Annotated in this window: 18 protein-coding genes and 4 tRNA genes; 10 read left to right on the top strand and 12 right to left on the bottom strand. The window is 62.7% G+C overall.

All coding sequences use genetic code 11. The annotated features are described in order from the left end of the window. Positions 1-10 precede the first annotated feature (10 nt). Genes HMPREF2734_RS00115 through HMPREF2734_RS00105 form a run of 3 tightly spaced genes read right to left on the bottom strand, consistent with a single transcriptional unit; the run spans position 11 to position 3,222 of the window. Positions 11-1,876, bottom strand: coding sequence for a galactan 5-O-arabinofuranosyltransferase (locus HMPREF2734_RS00115; RefSeq protein ID WP_070568070.1), 1,866 nt, complete (start codon positions 1,874-1,876; stop codon positions 11-13). A 30-nt stretch (positions 1,877-1,906) separates the two neighbouring features. Further along, positions 1,907-2,551: a response regulator transcription factor gene (locus HMPREF2734_RS00110; protein ID WP_070421998.1), complete on the bottom strand. Its 645-nt coding sequence runs from the start codon at positions 2,549-2,551 to the stop codon at positions 1,907-1,909. Beyond that, positions 2,548-3,222: a sensor histidine kinase gene (locus tag HMPREF2734_RS00105; RefSeq protein WP_070568067.1), complete on the bottom strand. Its 675-nt coding sequence runs from the start codon at positions 3,220-3,222 to the stop codon at positions 2,548-2,550. The genes HMPREF2734_RS00110 and HMPREF2734_RS00105 overlap by 4 nt, the downstream gene beginning before the upstream one ends. A gap of 92 nt (positions 3,223-3,314) precedes the next feature. On the opposite strand from HMPREF2734_RS00105, the gene HMPREF2734_RS00100 reads away from it, so the two are divergent. Together HMPREF2734_RS00100 and HMPREF2734_RS00095 are read left to right on the top strand one after the other, a co-directional pair. Further along, a complete protein-coding gene (locus tag HMPREF2734_RS00100; protein WP_070568065.1) occupies positions 3,315-3,980 on the top strand; it encodes an ABC transporter ATP-binding protein in 666 nt (221 codons plus the stop codon). Further along, positions 3,977-5,368 (top strand): FtsX-like permease family protein, encoded by a 1,392-nt coding sequence (locus HMPREF2734_RS00095; RefSeq protein ID WP_070568060.1) that lies wholly within the window; start codon positions 3,977-3,979, stop codon positions 5,366-5,368. The genes HMPREF2734_RS00100 and HMPREF2734_RS00095 overlap by 4 nt, the downstream gene beginning before the upstream one ends. A gap of 115 nt (positions 5,369-5,483) precedes the next feature. Here HMPREF2734_RS00095 and HMPREF2734_RS00090 read toward each other — a convergent pair whose 3' ends face one another. Genes HMPREF2734_RS00090 through HMPREF2734_RS00080 form a run of 3 tightly spaced genes read right to left on the bottom strand, consistent with a single transcriptional unit; the run spans position 5,484 to position 7,904 of the window. Then, positions 5,484-6,248 (bottom strand): decaprenylphospho-beta-D-erythro-pentofuranosid-2-ulose 2-reductase, encoded by a 765-nt coding sequence (locus HMPREF2734_RS00090; protein ID WP_070568057.1) that lies wholly within the window; start codon positions 6,246-6,248, stop codon positions 5,484-5,486. A gap of 9 nt (positions 6,249-6,257) precedes the next feature. Further along, a complete protein-coding gene (locus tag HMPREF2734_RS00085) occupies positions 6,258-7,655 on the bottom strand; it encodes a decaprenylphosphoryl-beta-D-ribose oxidase (RefSeq protein WP_070422003.1) in 1,398 nt (465 codons plus the stop codon). 21 nt (positions 7,656-7,676) lie between these two features. Then, positions 7,677-7,904: a hypothetical protein gene (locus HMPREF2734_RS00080; protein ID WP_070422004.1), complete on the bottom strand. Its 228-nt coding sequence runs from the start codon at positions 7,902-7,904 to the stop codon at positions 7,677-7,679. A 29-nt stretch (positions 7,905-7,933) separates the two neighbouring features. Here HMPREF2734_RS00080 and HMPREF2734_RS00075 point away from each other — a divergent pair, with 29 nt between their 5' ends. Next, positions 7,934-8,377, top strand: a complete 444-nt coding sequence (locus HMPREF2734_RS00075; protein WP_070568054.1) for a GtrA family protein — start codon at positions 7,934-7,936, stop codon at positions 8,375-8,377. On the opposite strand, the gene HMPREF2734_RS00070 is transcribed toward HMPREF2734_RS00075, so the two are convergent. Beyond that, positions 8,340-9,242 carry a galactofuranosyltransferase GlfT1 gene (locus tag HMPREF2734_RS00070; protein WP_070568052.1) on the bottom strand — a complete coding sequence of 301 codons (903 nt, stop codon included), beginning with the start codon at positions 9,240-9,242 and terminating at the stop codon, positions 8,340-8,342. The two genes, HMPREF2734_RS00075 and HMPREF2734_RS00070, sit on opposite strands and share 38 nt — an antisense overlap. A gap of 73 nt (positions 9,243-9,315) precedes the next feature. Here HMPREF2734_RS00070 and HMPREF2734_RS00065 point away from each other — a divergent pair, with 73 nt between their 5' ends. Further along, positions 9,316-10,278, top strand: a complete 963-nt coding sequence (locus HMPREF2734_RS00065) for a DUF559 domain-containing protein (RefSeq protein ID WP_070484965.1) — start codon at positions 9,316-9,318, stop codon at positions 10,276-10,278. Positions 10,279-10,424: 146 nt separating this feature from the next. Here HMPREF2734_RS00065 and HMPREF2734_RS00060 read toward each other — a convergent pair whose 3' ends face one another. Continuing rightward, positions 10,425-11,210: a galactan export ABC transporter ATP-binding subunit Wzt/RfbE gene (locus tag HMPREF2734_RS00060; RefSeq protein WP_070568051.1), complete on the bottom strand. Its 786-nt coding sequence runs from the start codon at positions 11,208-11,210 to the stop codon at positions 10,425-10,427. Between the two features lie 9 nt (positions 11,211-11,219). Further along, a complete protein-coding gene (locus HMPREF2734_RS00055) occupies positions 11,220-12,128 on the bottom strand; it encodes a galactan export ABC transporter permease subunit Wzm/RfbD (RefSeq protein WP_070568049.1) in 909 nt (302 codons plus the stop codon). A gap of 84 nt (positions 12,129-12,212) precedes the next feature. Here HMPREF2734_RS00055 and HMPREF2734_RS00050 point away from each other — a divergent pair, with 84 nt between their 5' ends. Next, a complete protein-coding gene (locus HMPREF2734_RS00050; RefSeq protein WP_070568046.1) occupies positions 12,213-13,424 on the top strand; it encodes an aminotransferase class V-fold PLP-dependent enzyme in 1,212 nt (403 codons plus the stop codon). Between the two features lie 15 nt (positions 13,425-13,439). Here the strand turns inward: HMPREF2734_RS00050 and HMPREF2734_RS00045 are convergent, their stop codons facing one another. Then, positions 13,440-14,396 (bottom strand): NAD(P)H-quinone oxidoreductase, encoded by a 957-nt coding sequence (locus tag HMPREF2734_RS00045; protein ID WP_070568044.1) that lies wholly within the window; start codon positions 14,394-14,396, stop codon positions 13,440-13,442. Positions 14,397-14,469: 73 nt separating this feature from the next. Here HMPREF2734_RS00045 and HMPREF2734_RS00040 point away from each other — a divergent pair. After that, positions 14,470-14,557 (top strand) — tRNA-Ser (locus HMPREF2734_RS00040). A gap of 8 nt (positions 14,558-14,565) precedes the next feature. Here the strand turns inward: HMPREF2734_RS00040 and HMPREF2734_RS00035 are convergent. Beyond that, the gene (locus HMPREF2734_RS00035; RefSeq protein WP_070568042.1) at positions 14,566-14,952 is read right to left on the bottom strand and encodes a hypothetical protein; all 387 of its coding nucleotides are present in this window, start codon (positions 14,950-14,952) and stop codon (positions 14,566-14,568) included. A 74-nt stretch (positions 14,953-15,026) separates the two neighbouring features. Here HMPREF2734_RS00035 and HMPREF2734_RS00030 point away from each other — a divergent pair. Continuing rightward, positions 15,027-15,117, top strand: a tRNA-Ser gene (locus HMPREF2734_RS00030). Positions 15,118-15,119: 2 nt separating this feature from the next. Continuing rightward, positions 15,120-15,192 (top strand) — tRNA-Arg (locus HMPREF2734_RS00025). A 42-nt stretch (positions 15,193-15,234) separates the two neighbouring features. Here the strand turns inward: HMPREF2734_RS00025 and HMPREF2734_RS00020 are convergent. Continuing rightward, positions 15,235-17,730 (bottom strand): hypothetical protein, encoded by a 2,496-nt coding sequence (locus HMPREF2734_RS00020; protein ID WP_070568039.1) that lies wholly within the window; start codon positions 17,728-17,730, stop codon positions 15,235-15,237. A 169-nt stretch (positions 17,731-17,899) separates the two neighbouring features. Here HMPREF2734_RS00020 and mgtE point away from each other — a divergent pair, with 169 nt between their 5' ends. Further along, a complete protein-coding gene (gene mgtE, locus HMPREF2734_RS00015; RefSeq protein WP_070422014.1) occupies positions 17,900-19,252 on the top strand; it encodes a magnesium transporter in 1,353 nt (450 codons plus the stop codon). A gap of 73 nt (positions 19,253-19,325) precedes the next feature. Further along, positions 19,326-19,401, top strand: a tRNA-Arg gene (locus HMPREF2734_RS00010). The last annotated feature ends 104 nt before the right edge of the window (positions 19,402-19,505 follow it).

Raw genomic sequence — 19,505 nt, 5'->3', positions numbered from 1 at the left:
TCCGGTCACCTTACTTCCTCACCGCGACAGCAAACGGTCCGATGAACTTCACGTCCCAATTCGCCTTGTCAAACGCCTCCGGGTTGAAGAACAACCCCTGGTAGCGCACGTTTGGCTGGCTTGGGTAAATGTCGTGGGCGATGTGGGTCTTAAAGTCAGAATCCTCACTGCCGCGGAAAATGAAGGCAGTCGGCGGCTCCCACTGACTGTTGTCGATAGCCTCCGTGAACTTCTTCGGGTCGTCGTAAGAAATCTGCGACCACGACTCCAGCTCACCGTTGCGCTGCTCGAACTCGCCGAGCGGGTTAGCGTAGTGGCTGGTAAACGCGTTGAAGCCGAAGAATGGCTGGAAGGCCATGAAGTTGATCTCGTCGGTGTAGATCACCGCGTCGTTCTTCATGTGGCCGTGCTCTTCGATGTAGTCGGCGATCTCGTTGTAGTACTGGCCCGCATCCGGCGGGAAGCGGTCCGCGCGCTCGCCGTAGCCGTCGGTATCGGCGTAGGCCTGGTCGATGTACGCCTCGTTCTTCACCGCAATGTGCTGCACCATCTGCAGCGACGCCACAGCCACAAAAACGATCGCCACCACGTTCAGGGCGGTCTTGTTCTTCACCTGCTGCTCCAGCCAGGTCAGGCGGAAGTTCGCTACCGCAATCACGCCGAGGGTGGCAAACAGCAACACAACCAGCACCTCGAGGCGGAAGCCCAGCAGGGAGGTACCCAGCAGCGTGATTGCCATGGAGGCGAGCGCCCACACGTAGCTCACGCCAATCGCCGCGCCCAGGGAGGCGATCTCCGGGTCGCGGAACCGCACGATAAGTCCAATGAGGCCGAACAGGCACAGCAGGCCTACCAGGGACAACGACAGGAACGGGAGGGCGAAGTAGGTGCCCTCGATGGGCAGGAAGTGGTTCGCGGTAGATTTCAGCGCCTCGTCACCGGTGACTACACGCCAGATGTACGGACCCCACGAGATCGCAGCGATGGCCATGGAGGCGAACCCGACGATGAACAGGTGCTTCAGCGGGGTCAAGGTGCGCTCGCCGGTGAAGAACATCACCACCGCGATCACCACGACCGTCAGCGCGCCAATGGCGGTGAACAGCGTGTAGAACGACGCGGAAATGCCCAGGTAGATCGTCAACGCGGCGGTGGCTGCCCACGAGCCACTCAGCGCCCTGTGGGCCCACACCGCCGCGGCCGGGAGGAACATCGCCACGATTGCCGCGTAAGGCTCCTCTGGGACTTCCGTCAGCACGATCGCGGTGGTCACCACGGCAATCGCGGTAGCAACCGGCAGGGAACCGACGAGCCTGCGCCAGATCGGCGTCAGCATCGCCGCACCCGCCGCCAGGGTGGCAATCGCGTACGGCTGGTACACCTCCCAACCGTCCATACCCAGCACGTTGGCCACGCGTCCGCCGACCCAGAACCAACCCATCGGGTAGAAGGTGGGCAGGTCCTTGTAGGCCATGTCCGCGTGGCCCAGGTTTTCAGTCATGCGGGACAGGAACTGCGTCCTAAACCCCTGGTCAACCTGGATGCCGTCGAGATACAGCTTGGTGGCAGACAGCGGAATGCCAAGCGTTGCGACGACCAACCCCGCCGGCACCAACGCCATCACCGCAGAAATAATCCAGTGCTGCTTCCCGCGCGTCCACAGCACCGCCAACACAGCAGCAATGCCCAACAGGACGAACGACACACCGGTGGCCAACGACCTGGTCACCATGGAGGTATTGAACGCCGGCAGCGAGATCTGGTGCAGCACAAACCACGCAGCAAGCGCGAGAATGCCGCCTGCGAGCCCCGCCGCGACGGTACGGACGGCTGCCTGCCCCGGTGACAGCTCGTCGGGATGATAAGCGGTAGTCATGCGTAATAGTGTCGCATACGCTGCCGACACTCACCCCACGCCTCGTTCCGCCAGGTACATGAGGATGGCGCGGACGCGACGGTTGTCCTCGTCTGGGGTGAGCCCCAGTTTGGAGAAAATGCTGGACACGTGCTTCGCCACCGCCGCGCCGGAGAGGTAGAGCTTGCCCGCGATCTCACTGTTGGACAGGCCTTCTGCCATAAGTTCGAGCACCTCCACCTCGCGAGGGGTAAGTGTGGTTAGCCAGCGTGAGCTCGCCGCCATGAGTGCGCCTGCCACGTCCGGGTCGATGACCACGCCGCCGCCTGCCACGGTTTCGCAGGCCTGGATGAAGTCCTTCACCTCAGCGACGCGGTCCTTGAGCAGGTAGCCGGTGCCGCCGTCGCCGTCCGCAAACAACTCACGGGCATAAGCAGGCGCGACGTATTGCGACAGCACCAGCACATTCACCGGGCCGCGTTTGCGTAGTTCCAGGGCGGCTTGGAGGCCGTCGTCACGCATGTTCGGCGGCATGCGCACGTCCGTGATCACCAGGTCGGGCCCATACTTATCGACGACCCCCAGCAACCCATCCGCACACTCCACCTGCGCCACAACCTCGTGGCCGCGCCGGGTGAGCAACCCTGCAACACCCTCCCGCAGCAGCGCGGAGTCGTCCGCGATAACGATCCTCATGGCGCAATCCCACTTTCTCCTCGGAACAACAGCAACGGAATACGTGCGGTGACAGTGGTCGGGCCACCGTCCGGCGAGTGCAGCTCCATCTCACCGCCGAACGCCGCGATGCGTTCTCGCATACCCTCCAGCCCGCCGCCGGGCGTGATGCGAGCGTTGCCGCCGCCCTGGTCAGTGACGGAAACATTCAGGGTGTGGTCGCAGGTGACCAGCACGCTGACCGGTACATGTGGTGCGTGCTTCGCGGCGTTGGTTAAGGCTTCGGTGGTGAAGAAGTAGGCGGCGGCGGTGACGGAGGCGTCGATACGCGGCAGCTCGTGCGGGGCACGGACCGTGACATGCGGGCCGTGCTGTGCGGCGGCGGTCTCGATCGCGGCAACCAGCCCGTGGTCCGATAGTTCCCGCGGGTGGATGCCCCGTACGGTTCTTCTGAGTGCGTCGAGGCCGTTGTGGAGGTCGCGGGCGGCGTCGTCGAGAAGCTGCGATGCAATGTCCAACCTTGCCTCGCCCAACTTCATCGCGGCAGCCACAAAATATTGCTGCGCGCCGTCGTGCAGGTCTCGCTCGATGCGCAGCCGCTCCACCTCATATGCCTCCGCGATCCTGCGCCGCGAAACCGTCAGCTGGTGGATTTTGGCGGCCGCGCGCTCCTCGTGTTTATGTCGCCGCATGGCCCCGAGCGTAGCCAGGTAGAGCTAGCACTACCCATATTCGGGACCCAGGGCCATAGTGCTTATCGACGACCACCTGTGGAATAGAAACCATGCTTGAACTCAACGACATCACGAAGTCCTTCACCCAACAACGGGTCCTCGAAGGCATCAGCCTGACGGTTGGCGGCGGCGAATCCGTCGCGATCATGGGACCCTCTGGCTCTGGCAAATCGACCCTGCTGCACTGCATGTCTGGCGTGCTCGTGCCCGACGACGGCCAGGTGCTTTTCGACGGCCGCGATGTGGCCGCAATGAGCGACGCCGAAAGGTCTCGCCTGCGCCTGGAAAACTTTGGCTTCATCTTCCAAGACGGCCAGCTGCTGCCGGAACTGACCGCCACCGAAAACGTCGCCCTGCCACAGATCATGCGCGGGGTGCCGCGTGCGGAGGCACACAAGGAGGCCGTGGACATGCTCACCCGGTTGGGTTTGGGTGCCTTTGTGGACCGGTACCCGGGGCAACTCTCCGGCGGCCAGGTGCAGCGCGTGGCCATCGCCCGCGCCTTGGCCGGGCCGCCATCGGTGGTGTTTGCCGACGAACCGACGGCGGCGTTGGACCAGGCCACCGGGCACGAGGTCATGCAGCAGATCGTGGCAATCGCGCAGAAGTTTGGTGTGACCCTGGTGCTGGTTACGCACGACCCGAAGATCGCCGACTGGTGCAGCCGCCGCGTCGAAATCCGCGACGGCCTGATCCACTCGGAGGTGGCGCGATGAGTGCGGTGACGTTGATGCGCTCGGCGGTGTCGCAGACAAGCGAAGGGCGCTCGCAACGGCAGATCGGCGAACGCTGGGTCCGCGCGCTGTCGCTGGTCGCGGTGACGGTGGCGACATGGATGCTGTGCACCCTCATGGGCGGCACCTGGATGTTCCTCGCGCGTGACCTGCACCCGCACGAGGCGCTGGTGGAAATCGCAGAGTCGATGGGCGGGCCGATCTCCATCGCGTATATCTTCCTCGCGCTATTCGCGTGCGTGCTCCTCGTGCCAAGCCTGTTGGGGCTGCTCACCCAAGCCGCGCGGGCGAACCTCGGCGGGCGCGAGGAGCACCTGGCGGTGCTTCGCCTCATCGGCGCGACCGCCGGCGAGGTGCGCGGAATGATGATCCTGGAGTCGCTGCGCCAGGCGCTTGTCGGGTTGGTGCTCGGGTCGGTGCTCTATGTGGTCACGAGTCCCGCGTGGTCGCTGCTGACTTTCCAGGAAAAGCGCGTCGACACCTGGGAAATGCTCACCTGGTGGGTCATCCCCATCGCCTGGATCGTCGTGCTGGTGTTGGCTGCGTGCTCAGTGTGGCTTGCTTTGCGACGAGTCTCCGTCACCCCACTCGGCGTCACCAAGAAAATCCCACCAAAGGGACAGAACATGATCACGCTGGTGCTCTCACTGGTTGGTGCGGTGGTGCTGTACCGCTACCTAAGCTCGCTGAGCATCGCTCCGCAGGCAGACGCGTTGGAGTTCGTGGTGGTGCTGGTCGTAGCCGGCGGCATTCTCAACGTCAACGCACTGATCGCCGTCGGCGTGATCCAACTCCTCGCACGCCTGAGCTACCGGGTCCCCGGGGCCGCAAACTACGTTGCCACGCGTCGGGTCGGCCGAGGCGCGAAAACCACCTGGAAGCGAGTGACCGCCCTGTACTTCGTGGCGTTCATTGGCGGTATTGGCGCCTGGATCTCCGCAGTACCGGAAGTCGAGGAAGAGCCCGTCCTGAAGATGATCACGGGTGATACTCCCCCCGGTGTGGCTATCACCGCCGTCTTCGCGGCAGTCCTCCTGGTCTCGTCCACCCTGCTCACCCAGGCACTTTCCGTGGTGGAGCAGAAGCAACTGACCAAATCGCTCTACTTCATCGGAGCTCCCGCCGCCTTTCACACCAAAGTGGCCGTGCGCGAGGTTGGGATTCCCATGCTCGTGGTGGCCCTGCTGGGGTTCGGCATGGGTGGCCTGATGGGCACCGTCATGGTCTTGTTCCACGTCAACGTGCTGGACAAGGTGGCTCTGTTCGGCGCCCTCGTCGCCGTCGCGCTGGTTGGTTGTGTCCTGGCGGTGGTGGGGACCGGCCGGCTGCGCGAACAGGTGCTGATGGGGATGGGCCGCGCCAAGGACTAGAAAATAGTTCCCGGGGTGTGAACTATCTTCCACCAAGACGAAAACGACCTGCAGGGAGTGAATCATTTGCAGGTCGTTTTTGAAGAAAGTTCCCCGGCTGGGAACTATTTTGGCGCTAGAAGTTCAGCTTGCTCATGATCGGCGCCGGGATCGCCTTCAGCACCAGGGAGATCGGCCCGAAGAGCTTGTGCACGAACACGGAGGACTTGCCGGCCAGGGCGGCCTCCACGGCAGCCTCGGCGACGTCCTCCTTGTTCACGGTCAGCGGGGCCTCGTCGAGACCATCGGTCATCTTGGTGCGCACCTGGCCCGGGCGGACCACGGTGACCTTCACGCCGCTGTCCTTCAAAGCTTCACCGAGCTGCAGGTAGAAGCCGTCGATGCCGGCCTTTGCAGCACCGTAGACAAAGTTGGAACGGCGCACGCGCTGGCCCGCCACGGACGACAGGGCGATGATGTTGCCGCGGCCCTGACGCTTCATCTCCTGGCCCAACAGCACACCGACCGACATCGGGGCGGTGAAGTTGGTCTGCGCCGAAGCGACGGCGGCAGCCTGGTCCTGCCAGAGCTGCTCCTGGTCGCCGAGCGTGCCGAAGGCGACGACAGCGACGTCGACCTCGCCGTCCTCAAACGCCGCATCGATCACGGCAGGGTGGGAGGCGAAATCCAGGGCGTCGAAATCGACCAGGCGTACGTGGCCTGCGCCGGCGTTCTGGACTTGGGCGATGGCGTCGTCGATACGCGGGGAGTTCTTGCGCGCACACAGGGTGACGGTGGGGCTGCCGCCGCGGGAGACGAGCTCGCTGACAATCGCGAGCCCGATCTCACTCGTGCCGCCGAGGAGGAGGATGTGTTGGGCTTGGCCTACTGCGTTCAGCATGGGTACTCCTTAGTTGAGCTCAAGACGGCGGGACATGTCGGATGCGAACACGCCGGTCGGGTCGATGTCGCGGCGGGTCTTCAACCAGCCTGGCAGTTCCGGATACATCTTGTGGAACTTCTCTGCGCTCGTGCGCGATTCCTTAGCCAGGTAGAGGCGGCCGCCGAACTGCATGACCTGGTCATCCAGGCGGTCGAGGAACTCGTTGAGGCCCGGACGGATTGGGAAGTCCACGCACACGTTCCAGCCCTTCATCGGGTAGGACAACGGTGCCTGGTTGCCTTCGCCGAACAGCTTGAACACGTTCAGGGCGGTGTAGTGGCCGGAGGACTGGATGTCGTAAATGATGTCCTTGAACGGCTCCACAGCGTCGGTCGGGACGACGAACTGGTACTGCAGGAAGCCAGCCTTGCCGTAGCCGCGGTTCCACTTCCCGATGAGGTCCAGCGGCTGGTAAAACTGCGTCAGGTTCAGCACCTGGTTCCGGGCGGGGGAGCCCATCATGTAGTACGCCTCGCCGATCGCCATCAGGGAGAGCTTGTTCATGGTCCAGGACGGGAAAATGTCCGGCACCGTCATCAACTGCGGGGCGTTGAACTTCAACGGGTCCTTAGCCAGCTTCGGGGCGAACTCCTTCAACTGATCCAAGGTGGCCAGCGAGCCGCGGGAGATGGTGGAGCGGCCCGTCTTCGGCGGAGCGGAGATCGCGTCGAACCAGGCAGACGAGTAGGTGTAGTTCACCTCGGAGCCGTCGGAGTGCACCGCGATCGTCTCGTCGAGCGTGTTGGTGCGGTCGGTGTCTGCGATGAAGTAGGCGGTCTCCGTCTTGGTCATCTGGATCCGGGCGCGCAGGATGATGCCGGTCAGGCCCATGCCGCCAACAGTGGCCCAGAACAGCTCGGCGGTCTCGCCGGTCGGCTCCAAGTGCAGCACGCGACCGTCCGCCACCAGCAGCTCCATGGACAACACGTGGTTGCCAAAGGAACCCGCCGAGTGGTGGTTCTTACCGTGAATATCCGGGCCGATCGCGCCACCGATGGTGACCTGGCGGGTACCCGGCAGCACCGGAACCCACAGGCCATACGGCAGGGCGGCCTTCATGAGTTGGTCGAGGCTTACGCCGGCGTCGACGTCGACAATGCCGGAATCCGGGTCGATGGAGTGGATCCGGTTCAGCGGCGTCATATCGACGACCAAACCGCCACCATTCTGGGCGGGGTCACCATAGGAGCGGCCCAGGCCGCGGGCGATGATGCCGCGGCGCTTGTGCTCGGGCAGGTCCGCGTTCTCATCCGCGACCCGCTTGACTGCCTCCGCAATCGTGTCCACGTCAGGGGTGGACAGGACCTGGGCGGTGGACGGGGCGGTACGGCCCCATCCGTAGAGGGATTGGGTTGTCAGTTCCATGCCCACAACCCTACCGCCGGACTAGAGATCCATAATGCTACGAATCTCCGCGGGCAGTTCTTCTTGGCTCGAAATCACAGGTCCGTCGTGTTCGCGAAGAATCTCATAGATACGTGTGCGGCCTTTGGAGTCCACAAACGGCAGCTCCTCGGCCATCAGCCGCACCATGAAGTCGGACAGGGGGACGTCGACACGCTGTGCTGCCTCGTGGATCGCGTCCGGGTCATCACCTTTGTAATGCTTCCTCATGGCACACGAGCCTAGTAGGGTAAACGCCCGTGTCCTCGAACGCTTCCCTAAAACAGCAGCTCATCCCGTTTTTGGTCATCGGTATCGGCTGCGCTGTCATCGACTTCGGCATCACCAACACCCTCGACCAAGCCCTCGACGTCCAGCGCGACCTTGCCAAGGCCGTGGGCTGGGTCTTCGGCACCATCTCCGCCTACGTGCTGAACTCCAAGTTCGCCTTCAACGCCAAAATCGACGCCAAAAAAGCCAGCGCCGTGTTCATCCTCTACGCCACCACCTTCGCGGTGCAGATGCTGCTGTGGAGGGTGACGGACGAGCCGTTGTCGTCGCTAGGCTTGCAAGATTCGTGGAAGAACGCCGTGTCCTTCGTCATCGCACAAGGCGTAGCGACGACTACCAACTTCCTCCTCCAGCGCTACTGGATCTTTAAAGGCGCTAAGGGCGGCGAAAGTCCTCTCGTGCCCCCCGCCTAAGCAACTTCAGCCAATCGAGGAAGCCCTTCGGATCCTTCTTCTCCACCAGGAAGAACCACCCGAACCGGACAACCTCCTGCAACTGCATTTTCCTCATGCCGCGCTGATTGATGATGTAGCCACGGTTGCGGTACGTGAAATACCGCTTCGTCTCATTATCCGGGAATTGCGCGTGCGCCCGCCCGCCCATAATCGGATGGAACTCGTCCGACCCATCCGGGTGCAGATAAAACGCCGTCAACGCCGTGCCATACTTCAGGCCCGACTGCGCCAGACGACGGTGGTACTCCACCTCATCGCCCCTGATAAACAGACGGTAATCCGGCACGCCAATGCGTTCCATTGCCTTCGCCGAAATCAACGCGCCATTAAACAGACTGGCGTACTGCGGCAAAAAATCGCCCTGCAGCTCATCAACACGCCGGTGCCACGTCGTGCCCTGCCGCAGCGGAAACGCCAGCTTCTCCGGGTCGTTGATGTTCGCCACCACCGGCGACACCTCCGACAACTGATGCTTCTCTGCGGTTCGGTAGAGCTCTTCGAGGACGGTGTGATCCCGCGGGCGACCATCATCATCCGCGCACCAAATCGCATCCGCCCCCAAAGCCAGTGCGTGCAAGAACCCATACGCGAAGCCGCCCGCCCCGCCCAGATTGGTCTTGCTTGGTAGGTAGATGCCCTTGTCGTTGGCGAGCTCGTCGACAAGCACACGCACCGCATCCTCATCACCGTTATCCACCACAATGACCCAATCCACCGGATGCGTCTGCGACACCACCTGCTCCAACGAGTGCCGCAGCAGGTCAACACGCTTATGGGTCACAATCACGGCAGCAGTCGTACCGTTGCGATTCAAGGCAGTCATACATTTATTGTGCCCGAGGGATCCCAAACCGTCGTTCTTGCGTCTAATAACCATGACCAACCTACGAAACGGCATGAGTGTCGGACCAACCCACGGCCTCTTCTACGTGGCACACCTCCCACAAGGGCTGAAAACCGTCCGCATCAGCCAACACTTCCACATCCAAGCCGGCCTCCAACGCCCATTCGACACCGCTCAATCCGACGCCCGCCGCCACCCTAAAGGCATCATTTATCAAACACCCATTGCTTACCGCGCGGCTGCCCATGGAATCGAGAACCCAAGCTCGGTGGTGCTTGGATACAGCGCGTTGGCCCTATATGGGCTGCCCTACCTGGTCGAAGGGAAAGACACCGTGCTAATGAACCCTTCCGCCGAACGCAACCGACAAGGCAACATCCACCGCCCCTCAATCGTCCGACGCGGATGTAGAAAAACTGAAGTGTGGGACGTCAAAAACGGCAGCTATCCGCTACGCGTTGCCAGCCCCGCGGCTGCCACAGTCCAGGCGCTGAAAGAGATTCGCAAAATGGCTAAGGCGCAGCAGCCGAGGACGTTAGCCGGGCACAGCCTCGACATAGTTGAAGCAATCACGCTCCTCGACTGCGTGCAGCGTTACCTCGGTGTTGAACCACTATCGATCCTCCAAGCCAGCCCTGGAATCATCGACCAAAGGTGGGTTGCGCGGGCCCTAGCGGAATCAAGCAGTCTGGCGGATTCTCCGAAGGAAACCGAAATCCGCCTACTTGCCCAAATGGTGTGTTCCAAGCTGGGGCTCGAGCTAGAAGAACAGGTGGCTGTCTACAGGGGTAAGAAGATCCTCACGAGGTTTGACCTGGCCATTCCAGAGCTGAAGATCGGCATTATGTACGACGGGGCCCACCACAACTCCGCCACTCAATGGCACAAGGATGCTGACATCAACTCGGGGCTCACCATCGCCGGTTGGAGGGTGCTCCGGTTCACCTCCGCCAACGTGCACAAATTCGTTGACCTACTGACGGCGTTGATCACTGAGGTGCTCGCCGGGCGTTGAGGGATCTGGAGACGGACGTCCCTGACAAATTTTACAAAATCTGTCAGGGGCGATTTCTGACCTGCAAGTATGCGGCTGACTGACAGATTCCGCCGGACTTTGTCAGCCGACCGGCCGAGCGGGAGGCTGGAGGGCCCAACCAACACCTACCCGTGGAAGCGCTGCACCAGTTCTGCGACGTGGTCGCCGGCTTCGGGGCCTTCGTAGGCGCGGACGACGTCGGCAACCAGGCCGGCCTCCCTAATTTCGCCCTTGTCCACCCACAGCGCGGTGTTGCAGAGCTGCGCCAGGAAGTCGTTGGAGTGGGAGGCGAACACGAGGATGCCGGAGCGCTCGACCATTTCGGCCAACCTCACGCGGGCTTTGGACATGAAGGCGGCGTCGACGGCGCCGATGCCTTCGTCGAGTAGCAGGATCTCGGGTTCGATGGAGGTGACCACGCCCAACGCCAGGCGGACGCGCATGCCGGTGGAGTAGGTGCGAAGCGGCATGGAGAGGTAGTCGCCGAGCTCGGAGAATTCGGCGATGTCGTCCATTTTGGTTTTCATTTGTTTGCGGCTCTGTCCGAGGAAGAGGCCGCGGATGATGATGTTTTCGTAGCCGGAGATTTCGGGGTCCATGCCGACGCCGAGGTCGAAGACGGGGGCGACGCGGCCGCGCACGTCGGCGACGCCGCGGGTCGGTTCGTAGATGCCGGACAGCAGTCGCAGCAGGGTGGTTTTACCTGCGCCGTTGTGGCCGACGAGGCCGACGCGGTCGCCTTCCCGCAGGTGGAGGTTGATGTCGCGGAGTGCTTCGACGACGACGGTGTTGGAGGCGTTCTGGCCGATTTTGCCGCCGGCCGAGGACATCACGGCCTTCTTCAGGGAGCGGGATTTGGCGTCGAAGATGGGGAAGTCGACGCAGGCGTTGTAGGTGTCGATGGAAACCATGTGTAACTCCTAGACCCAGTACGGCACGCGGAAGCGCCACTGTTTCATGGCCAGCAGGGTGATGAGTACGCCGACGATGGTGCAGGCGATGACGATGAGCCAGTGGTAGGTGGCGACGGGGTCGTCGATAAGCGGTGCTCTGACGATTTCGAGGTAGTGGAACAGGGGGTTGATCTCAGCGAGCATTGCACGCTTTTCGACGACACCACCCTGGTCCTTCAGCGTCCTCGTCGTCCATACGATCGGGGTGACGTAGAAGAGGAGTTGGACGAGGGCTTCGAGCAGTGGGGCGACGTCGCGGAAGCGGGTGGCCACCATGCCGAAGAACATGGCGACCCACACGCCGTTGACCAGCAGCAGGGCCATACCCGGGATGAACAGGAGTGTGTTCAGGGTGATGGGGATGCGGAAGATCAGGGCGAGCAGCACCCAGATGACCATGTTGTGGGCCAGGAACAGGGTTTGGCGCCACACGAGCCGGTAGATGTGGACCGACAGGGCGGAGGGGAGCTGTTTGATCAGGCCTTCGTTTTCGATGAAGACGTTCGCGCCGTCTTTGATGCAGCCGGAGATGAAGCCCCAGACGATGAAGCCGACGGTGACGTGGGGGAGGAATTCGGCGACGTCGATTTGGAACAGCATGGAGTACAGCAGGCCGAGGGCGAGCGACATGACGCCGGTGGCGATGGTGATCCAGAGGGGGCCGAGCGTGGAGCGTCGGTAGCGCTGTTTGATGTCCTGCCAGCCGAGTTGGAGCCAGAGCTCGTGTTGGCCCCAGCCGCGGATGAGGTCGTCGAATGCCCGCCGGAATGTTTTAGATGTTGACGGCGGGGTGTTTTCGCCAGGGGCGCTGGTCATCCGGGCGACGTCATCGCGCAGTTGTTCTACGTTATGCACGCAGTTCACCCTAGTGCACATGTTTCGTGCTCCCGAGCTGGTGGTGTGCGCTGTGTCGGACGCACGTGCATAATTAGGGGCGTTCTTGCGTGAAGGAGGTCTGCCGTGGCTTATGACGTGTGGGGGGTCCGTGGGCTGTACGGGTCGTTGGGTGGCGGTTGGACGTATCTGAATGCGCATGTGTCGCCGCAGGTGCCGGAGAAGGTTGCGGGGGCGGTTGCGCGCAGTTTCCGTAATGCTGCGTCGGTGCCGCCGCCGGAGCCGGTGTTGGGGTCGCATTCGCGGTCGGATGTTGGTTTGCCGGAGGGGGCGGAGTATCCGATGGCGGCGCGGGTCGCTATTGCGGATTTGGCTGGGGTGATGCCGGAGCAGGTGGTGTTGGGGCCGAGTGTTCCGGCGTTGTATTCGGCGTTGGTGTCGGCGATGCGTCCGATGTTGCGGCATAACTCGTCGATGGTGCTGAATCCGGTGGATCGTCCGGTGTTGTCGGGGCGTTTGCAGCGCGCTGGCGTAGCGACGACTTGGGCGCAGGCCGATCTGGCTACCGGCGATTTGCCGGCGTGGCAGTACCGCGACATTGCGGACGGGTCGACGCGTTTGGTGTCGGTGCCGGCGGCGCATCCGGAGTTGGGCAACGTTGTGGGCGTTGCGGACATTGTGGAGGCGGTGCGTGAGAAGTCCCGGGCGTGGGTGCTTGTGGATGCGTCGGCGTACGCCCCGTACCGTCCGTTGGATTTGGATGCGTGGGGTGCCGATATCGCTGCGGTGGACATGGCCCAGTTCGGCGGCCCGGAGATCGCGGCCCTGATTTTCCGTGACGCGGCGATGTTTAAGCGTTTGGACCGTGAGGCTCTCGAGTTGGAGGTGTCGCCTGGTCTTGCTGGTGGTGTGCCGGCTGTGGTGGAGCATTATGCGTCGTTGGTTGAGGGGGCGGCGGGGAGGTCGTCGAGACGCAATCGCTTGAAGTACTCGATGGGGGAGACCACCGCGTACCTGAACGGGCTGCGGGATGATCTGCATACGTTTTTGGGCACGCTGCCTGCGGTGCACATTGTTGGTGTGACGGGCGAGGCGGCGGAGGACGCGCGTGTGGAGCGCATCCCGCGCCTGGCGTTCGGTGTGCGAGGCGTGCCGTCGGAGACCGTGCTGGACCGTCTGGTGGCGCACGGTATTGTGGCTGCTCAGACGACGCAGACACAGCTTCTCGACGACATGGGCGTCGCCGACATGGGCGGCGCCGTCACCATCGCCATGTCGCCCTTTAATACCCAGAACGACATCGAGCAGTTGGTGCGCACAGTCGCCTCACTGGCGTAGCCTCGCTGCGCTCGGTTACGCGATCAAAAGGATTTTTCCGGTGTTGTCGCCGGAATCCATGTGGTCGTGGGCCTTGGCGGCGTCGGCGAGGGGGAACGTGGCGGTGATGTTGGGCTTGATCTGGCCCGATTCGATGAGCGGCCAGACGTTCTTCACCGTCGAGGCGACAATCTCCGCCTTCATCGGACGCGGACGGGCACGCAGGGTGGTGGCGTGGACCGACAGGCGCCGCGGCATCATCCGGCCAAGGGATAGCGTGCCCTTCGGCCCGCCCTGCACCGCGATGACCACGAGGCGGCCGTCGGTGTTCAGCGTTTTGATGTTCTGCTCCAGGTACGGTCCACCAACCACGTCGAGGATCACGTCCGCCCAGGCCTTGAGTTCCTCGTCGAAGTCCTGCTCCTTGTAGTTAATAAGGACGTCCGCGCCGAGGCCCTTGCAGTAGTCGAGCTTCTCCTGGCTGCCCGCGGTGACGGCGACGGTGCAGCCCAGCGCCTTGCACAGTTGGATGGCAAACGAGCCGATGCCGCCCGCGCCGCCGTGGATGAGCACGTTGTCGCCCTTTTGGATGCCGGCGAGCATGCCCAGGTTCGACCACACCGTGCAGGCCGCCTCCACCACACCGGCGGTTTCCTCCAACGTGAGGTTCGCAGGCTTCGGCGTGAGCTGCCCTTCCGGCACTGCGACGTACTCGGCGTAGCCACCGCCCGCCAGCAGGCAGCCGACCTCTTCGCCCTTTTCGCGGCCGGTGGTGCCCGGGTCCTCGATCACGCCGGCGCACTCCAGGCCAATAATTTCCGACTCGCCCCTCGGTGGTGGATACTTGCCTTCGGCCTGCACGATGTCGCCACGGTTCACGCCCGCCGCCGTGACCCTGACCAGCACCTCCCCGTCCTGCAGTTGCGGGGTGTCCACTTCGGTGAGTTCGAGGGAGCGGGGGTTGGTGTCGTCGATAAGTGTGATCGCTTTCATGCGGCTAGGCTACCGAGATTGAGCGACGCGCGACGTGTTGTAGAGTATGTGCGTCGCACTTGCTTTGCGACGAGGAGACGTGGCAGAGCGGCCGAATGCACCGGTCTTGAAAACCGGCGAGGTTTATCCCTCCAGGGGTTCAAATCCCCTCGTCTCCGCCAATTACTTCTTATGGGAAGAGTTCCGGCATGGTGTGGAACTGGCGTTCGCCGGGAACGTCACGCAGGATTTCGATGGCGCGCTTGGTGTCCGGGCGGTTCTGGCCGGCGACGACCTGGATCTGCTCGAGGGGGAGGGGGTTGGTGAGGTGTACGGGGGTGGTGGTGTCGTCGATAGGCAGAATGCCCTGAAGATCGCCCGCTGGGATGCCGAGCAGCACAGTGCCTTCGGGCGCGTCGCGCAGCACCGATGTTTTCGGCGTGAAGTGCAGCGAGCCGGTGAGCGGACCGGTGCCGAGGGTGTCCAGCGCCGCGGGGAACCAGACGAGGTAATCCGCGGTGTCGCCGGAATTGTCGCGTGCTGCCAGTCCGGAATTGAGCCACGTGTGGATTTTCATGCGGCCGAGTATACGGACGGATTTCGGTGATATTTGGCTGCTCGCCCGGATACAGGTAATGTGTACGCAGCGCTGGAGATGTGCCAGAGTGGCCGAATGGGGCTCCCTGCTAAGGAGTTGCCCCCTTGACGGGGGCCGCAGGTTCAAATCCTGTCATCTCCGCCATTGCGCCCGTAGCTCAACGGATAGAGCATCTGACTACGGATCAGAAGGTTGGGGGTTCGAATCCCTCCGGGCGCACAAGAAAAACCCCCGCTCAGCGGGGGTTTTCGCATTGAGGGGCTACTGCGTCTCGACGACCGGCGCAACCGTAGTCGGCGCCTCCTCCTTATCCTTGCGGGACGAGCCGTTGACGTTGATGTCAACGCTCTGCACGTCCGGGACACAGGTGCGTACCGCGGTAGCGATCAGCAGCGCGGAAACCAGGCCGACGATACCGCCGCCGATTGCCATCGCCTGGGCAGGATCGAGGCCAGCGTTGCGGGCGGCCGCGGTGAAGATGTCGCCAGCCTGGCCGTTTGCCTGACCCAGGCCCGGGAGGCCCGCCTGGTTAGCCAGCGCGAGCGGCAGCATCAGGACCAGCGGCACGCCAAGGCCGACGAGGGAAGCGATGCAGCGCGGGTCGGAGGACCCACCGGTGGCGTTGACCTTGGCGCCGACGAGCTTGTCGCCGCCCTGCTGGTCGCCGTTGCCACCCTTCTTCGAGGAGCCACCCGAGCTGCCGAACAGACCACCGTTGGCGTTGTCGCGGATGTCCGGGTTGGCGTTGTTCGTGACCACAACGGAGTTGTTCGAGCCGTTGTCGTTCGCGTTGCCGGTGATGACAACGGTCGGGTTGGCGTTGTTGGTCGCCACGACCGAGTTGTTGGAACCGTTGTTGTTCAGGTTGTCGCGCGGGTTTGCATTGTCCGTGACGACGACCGAGTTACCAGAACCGTTGTTGTTCGCGTTGCCGGTGACAACAGGGTTCGCGTTGTTGGTGACCACAACGGAGTTGTTCGAGCCGTTGTTGGACCCGTTGTCGTTCATGTTGCCGGTGATAACCGGGTTCAGGTTATCCGTAATGACAACGGACGGGTTGCCGTTGTTGTTGAAGTTGTCGCGGATGTCCACCGTCGGGTTGGCGTTGCCGGTCACAACAACCGAGTTGTTGGAGCCGTTGTCGCGAATGTCCACCGTCGGGTTCGCATTGTTCGTCACGACGACCGAGTTGCCGGAACCATTGTTGGAGCCGTTGTCACGGATCTCCACCGTCGGGTTCGCGTTGCCGGTGACGATGATGCCGCTCGGCTGCACCTCAACCTTGACGATGCCCTCCAGCGGGCTCTTGCCGTCCTTACCGCCACCGAGCAGACCGCCGAGAAGGTTGCCGAGGAGGCCGCCGGCGCCGCTGCCGTTACCGCCGCTGCCGCCTTCGGAGCCTTCGCCCTTGCCGCCACCGATCAGGTTGCCAATGAGGCTGCCCAGGCCGGTGCCACCGGTCGCACCGCCGATGATGCTTCCGAGCAGCGGGCCGAGAATGTCTGCTGCGGTACCTGCTACTTCAGCCGGGGTCTTGGACGGGTTCTTCGCAGCAATCTTCAGCGTTGCCTTGAACGTGTCCTTCGTGCCGTCGGCGTGGACCTGCTCGACGGAGACAGGCAGTTCAATGTCGCCTTCCGTGAAGGTGGCCGGCGGGGTGATGCGGACGCCGTCGGCGTCGGTGGTGACGCTCCAGCCGGTCGGCAGGCTCACGCCACCCTTGCTCAGGGTCACGCCCTTCGGCAGCTTGAGCGCATCCAGCGTCTTGGCGGAGGTGGACTTCTCAAAGTCGACCGGGTAGGTCTTCTCCAGCTCCTTTTCCCAATCGCCGACGGGGCGCTCGTCGATAACGTTCAGACGCAGCGTGGTCGTGAACGCCTCGCCCTCGGCGGGGGTCACCTTCACAGCGATGTCCTTGTTGCCGGTACCAAAAGCAGTCGCGGACTGCGGGCGAATCACGGTGAGGGTGCCGTTGTCGTTACGGAAGTTCCAGTTGAAGATCGTGTTCGTCGTCGGTGCGACGGTGTCACCCGGCTGCAGTTTCAGGCCTTCGACCACTGCTTCCTTCTTGTTCCAGAAGTTGGCGGTGTTGAAGCGACCGTTGAAGGCGTTTGCGGTTGTCTTCGGAGCATTGCTTGTCGACGACTCCTCCGCCGGCGGGGTAGCCGTCGTCGGAGCCGGCTCAGAGGTGGGCTCTTCTGCAGGAGCGGTCGTGGTCGGAGCGGGCTCCTCCGAGGTTGGGGCCTCAGACGTTGGGGCCTCAGGTGTCGGCTCCTCCGAGGTAGGAGCCTCAGGCGTTGGCTCCTCAGGGGTCGGGCAGGCGTCGGCAGGCTCGGTGAACGTGTTTCCCTCGGCCTTCTTATCCACGACGTTGACCTTCAGCGTGGTGTCGAAGGAAGAGCCGTCGGCCTTGGTTACCTTGATCGCAATGTTCTGGTTGCCCTTCCCGAAGGAGATCGCAGCCTCTGGACGGATGAGAATCAGGTTGCAGCCGCTGGTGCGGAAGCGCCATTTATTGCGGGCGAGAAGGAGTGCCGTTGCTTCGACCTTGTCGCCGGGCTCAAGCACAAGCCCTTCCACGACTGCTTCGTCGACGTCCCAGAAGTTAGTGGTGGTGTAGGTGGTGTCGAACGCGCTGGCGTCGACAGCTGCCGCCACCGGGGTGATGCTGACGGGGGATACGAATGGCGCCACCAGCGCCAGGGAGAGCGCGCCCGCCGCGATGGATACGCGTCGGGAACGTACAGTTTTTGCCATGGGGGCTCCTTGGGTCTGGGCGATAACGCCGATTCCTGGGTGTTTCCGCGAGATGTATCGCAAAACGTTCGTAAAGTTTTACACATGCGTAATAAATGCGGAATAGCTATCTGGGAATAGCCCCCGCTCGGGTGAATATGAAGCCAGGTACGCTCGCGGTGTGAGAGCTATGCAAACGGCTGATTTGGCCAATATTGAACGGAAGTTGCGGCGCCGCCGTCTATCCCCGCGCGATTTGGCTGCTATGCAGCACAAACTCGCGGGGATGGACTTGCGTGACATCGTCCGTTTGGTGGAGCGGCAGCCGTCGAGACGCGGTGCGGAGCTGGTGCGACTGCTGCCAGCGCCTCGAGCCGCTGTGCTTTTCGACGCCCTCGCGCCCGCCCACCAGGCCGAAATCGTCGAAGCCTTAGGTGATCATCAGATCCCCGGCCTGTTCGATGCCCTCGGCACCGAGGACTTGGTCATGCTGCTCGATCACATGGATCCGGAGGTGGCGGAGCGGGTTCTCAACGAGTTGGATGAGGACGACCGCGCCTACACAGACCTGATTCTCGCCTACGAGAAGGGGTCGGTCGGCCGTGTCATGTCGCCGAATGTGGAGGCGGTTGGTGCGACGGAGACGGCGCAGGAGGTCGTCGATAAGCTGCGCGCGCATGTTGATGACCTGGAGACGATCTACACCGTGCCAGTTATCGACGACATGCACCACGTCACCGGCGTACTCAGCCTGAAGGACCTGTTCAAGGCGCGTGCGGATGACGAGGTGGGCACCATCATGCGCGAAACCCCCACCGTCGTGGAGAGCGAAGACGCCGAGTATGCGGCGCGTCGCCTGCTCGCGTCTGGTCACCTCGCGTACCCGGTGGTGGATAACGGCCAGCACCTTGTGGGCATTTTTACTTACGACGAGGCCCAGGACATCGTCGAGTTCGCCGACAGCGAGGACTCCGCACGTCAGGGTGGTTCCGAGTCGCTGAAGCAGCCGTATCTGTCCACGCCGGTGCTCAACCTGGTGCGCTCCCGCATCGTGTGGCTGCTCGTGTTGGCGGTTTCCGCGATTCTGACCGTGCAGGTGCTCGGCATCTTTGAGGACACGCTCGCCCAAGTGACCGTGCTGTCCCTATTTATTCCGCTGCTGACCGGCACCGGCGGCAACACCGGTAACCAGGCCGCGACAACGGTGACGCGTGCGCTAGCGCTTCACGACGTGACCAAGGGCGACATCTTTAAAGTCATGTGGCGCGAACTGCGCGTCGGCGCGACCCTTGGTTCGGTGCTTGGCATCCTCGGTTTGGGTATCGCGTGGGCCGTTTTCGGGCAAGAAATAGGCATTGTGATCGGTTCCACACTTTTTTGTGTGTGCGCCATGTCCGCGACCGTCGGCGGCATCATGCCGATCATCGCTCGCGCAGTCGGCGCCGACCCGGCGGTGTTCTCCAACCCGTTCATCTCTACCTTCTGCGACGCGACCGGTTTGGTCATTTACTTCCTCATCGCCAAGAGTGTCCTTGGCCTGTAATGGTGTCCTGAACTGCCGTTTTGGTGGTGCGCCTTGCCGGGTGTAATGTTCTTCTTCGTTGCCAACAGGCACTGCGCCCGTAGCTCAACGGATAGAGCATCTGACTACGGATCAGAAGGTTGGGGGTTCGAATCCCTCCGGGCGCACCAATTTTGGGAAGGCCCTGCACAAACTGTGTGGGGCCTTTCTCGTGTCCAAGTTTCTTAGATGAACTTTCGAGGGTTAAGGCTCAAAAAGTGTGTCTGCTATCGGC

Source organism: Corynebacterium sp. HMSC055D05, assembly GCF_001810365.1.
Taxonomy (GTDB): Bacteria; Actinomycetota; Actinomycetes; order Mycobacteriales; family Mycobacteriaceae; genus Corynebacterium; species Corynebacterium coyleae.
The sequence above is the reverse complement of the archived record's forward strand: the minus strand, read 5'-3'. Positions and strand labels throughout refer to the sequence as shown.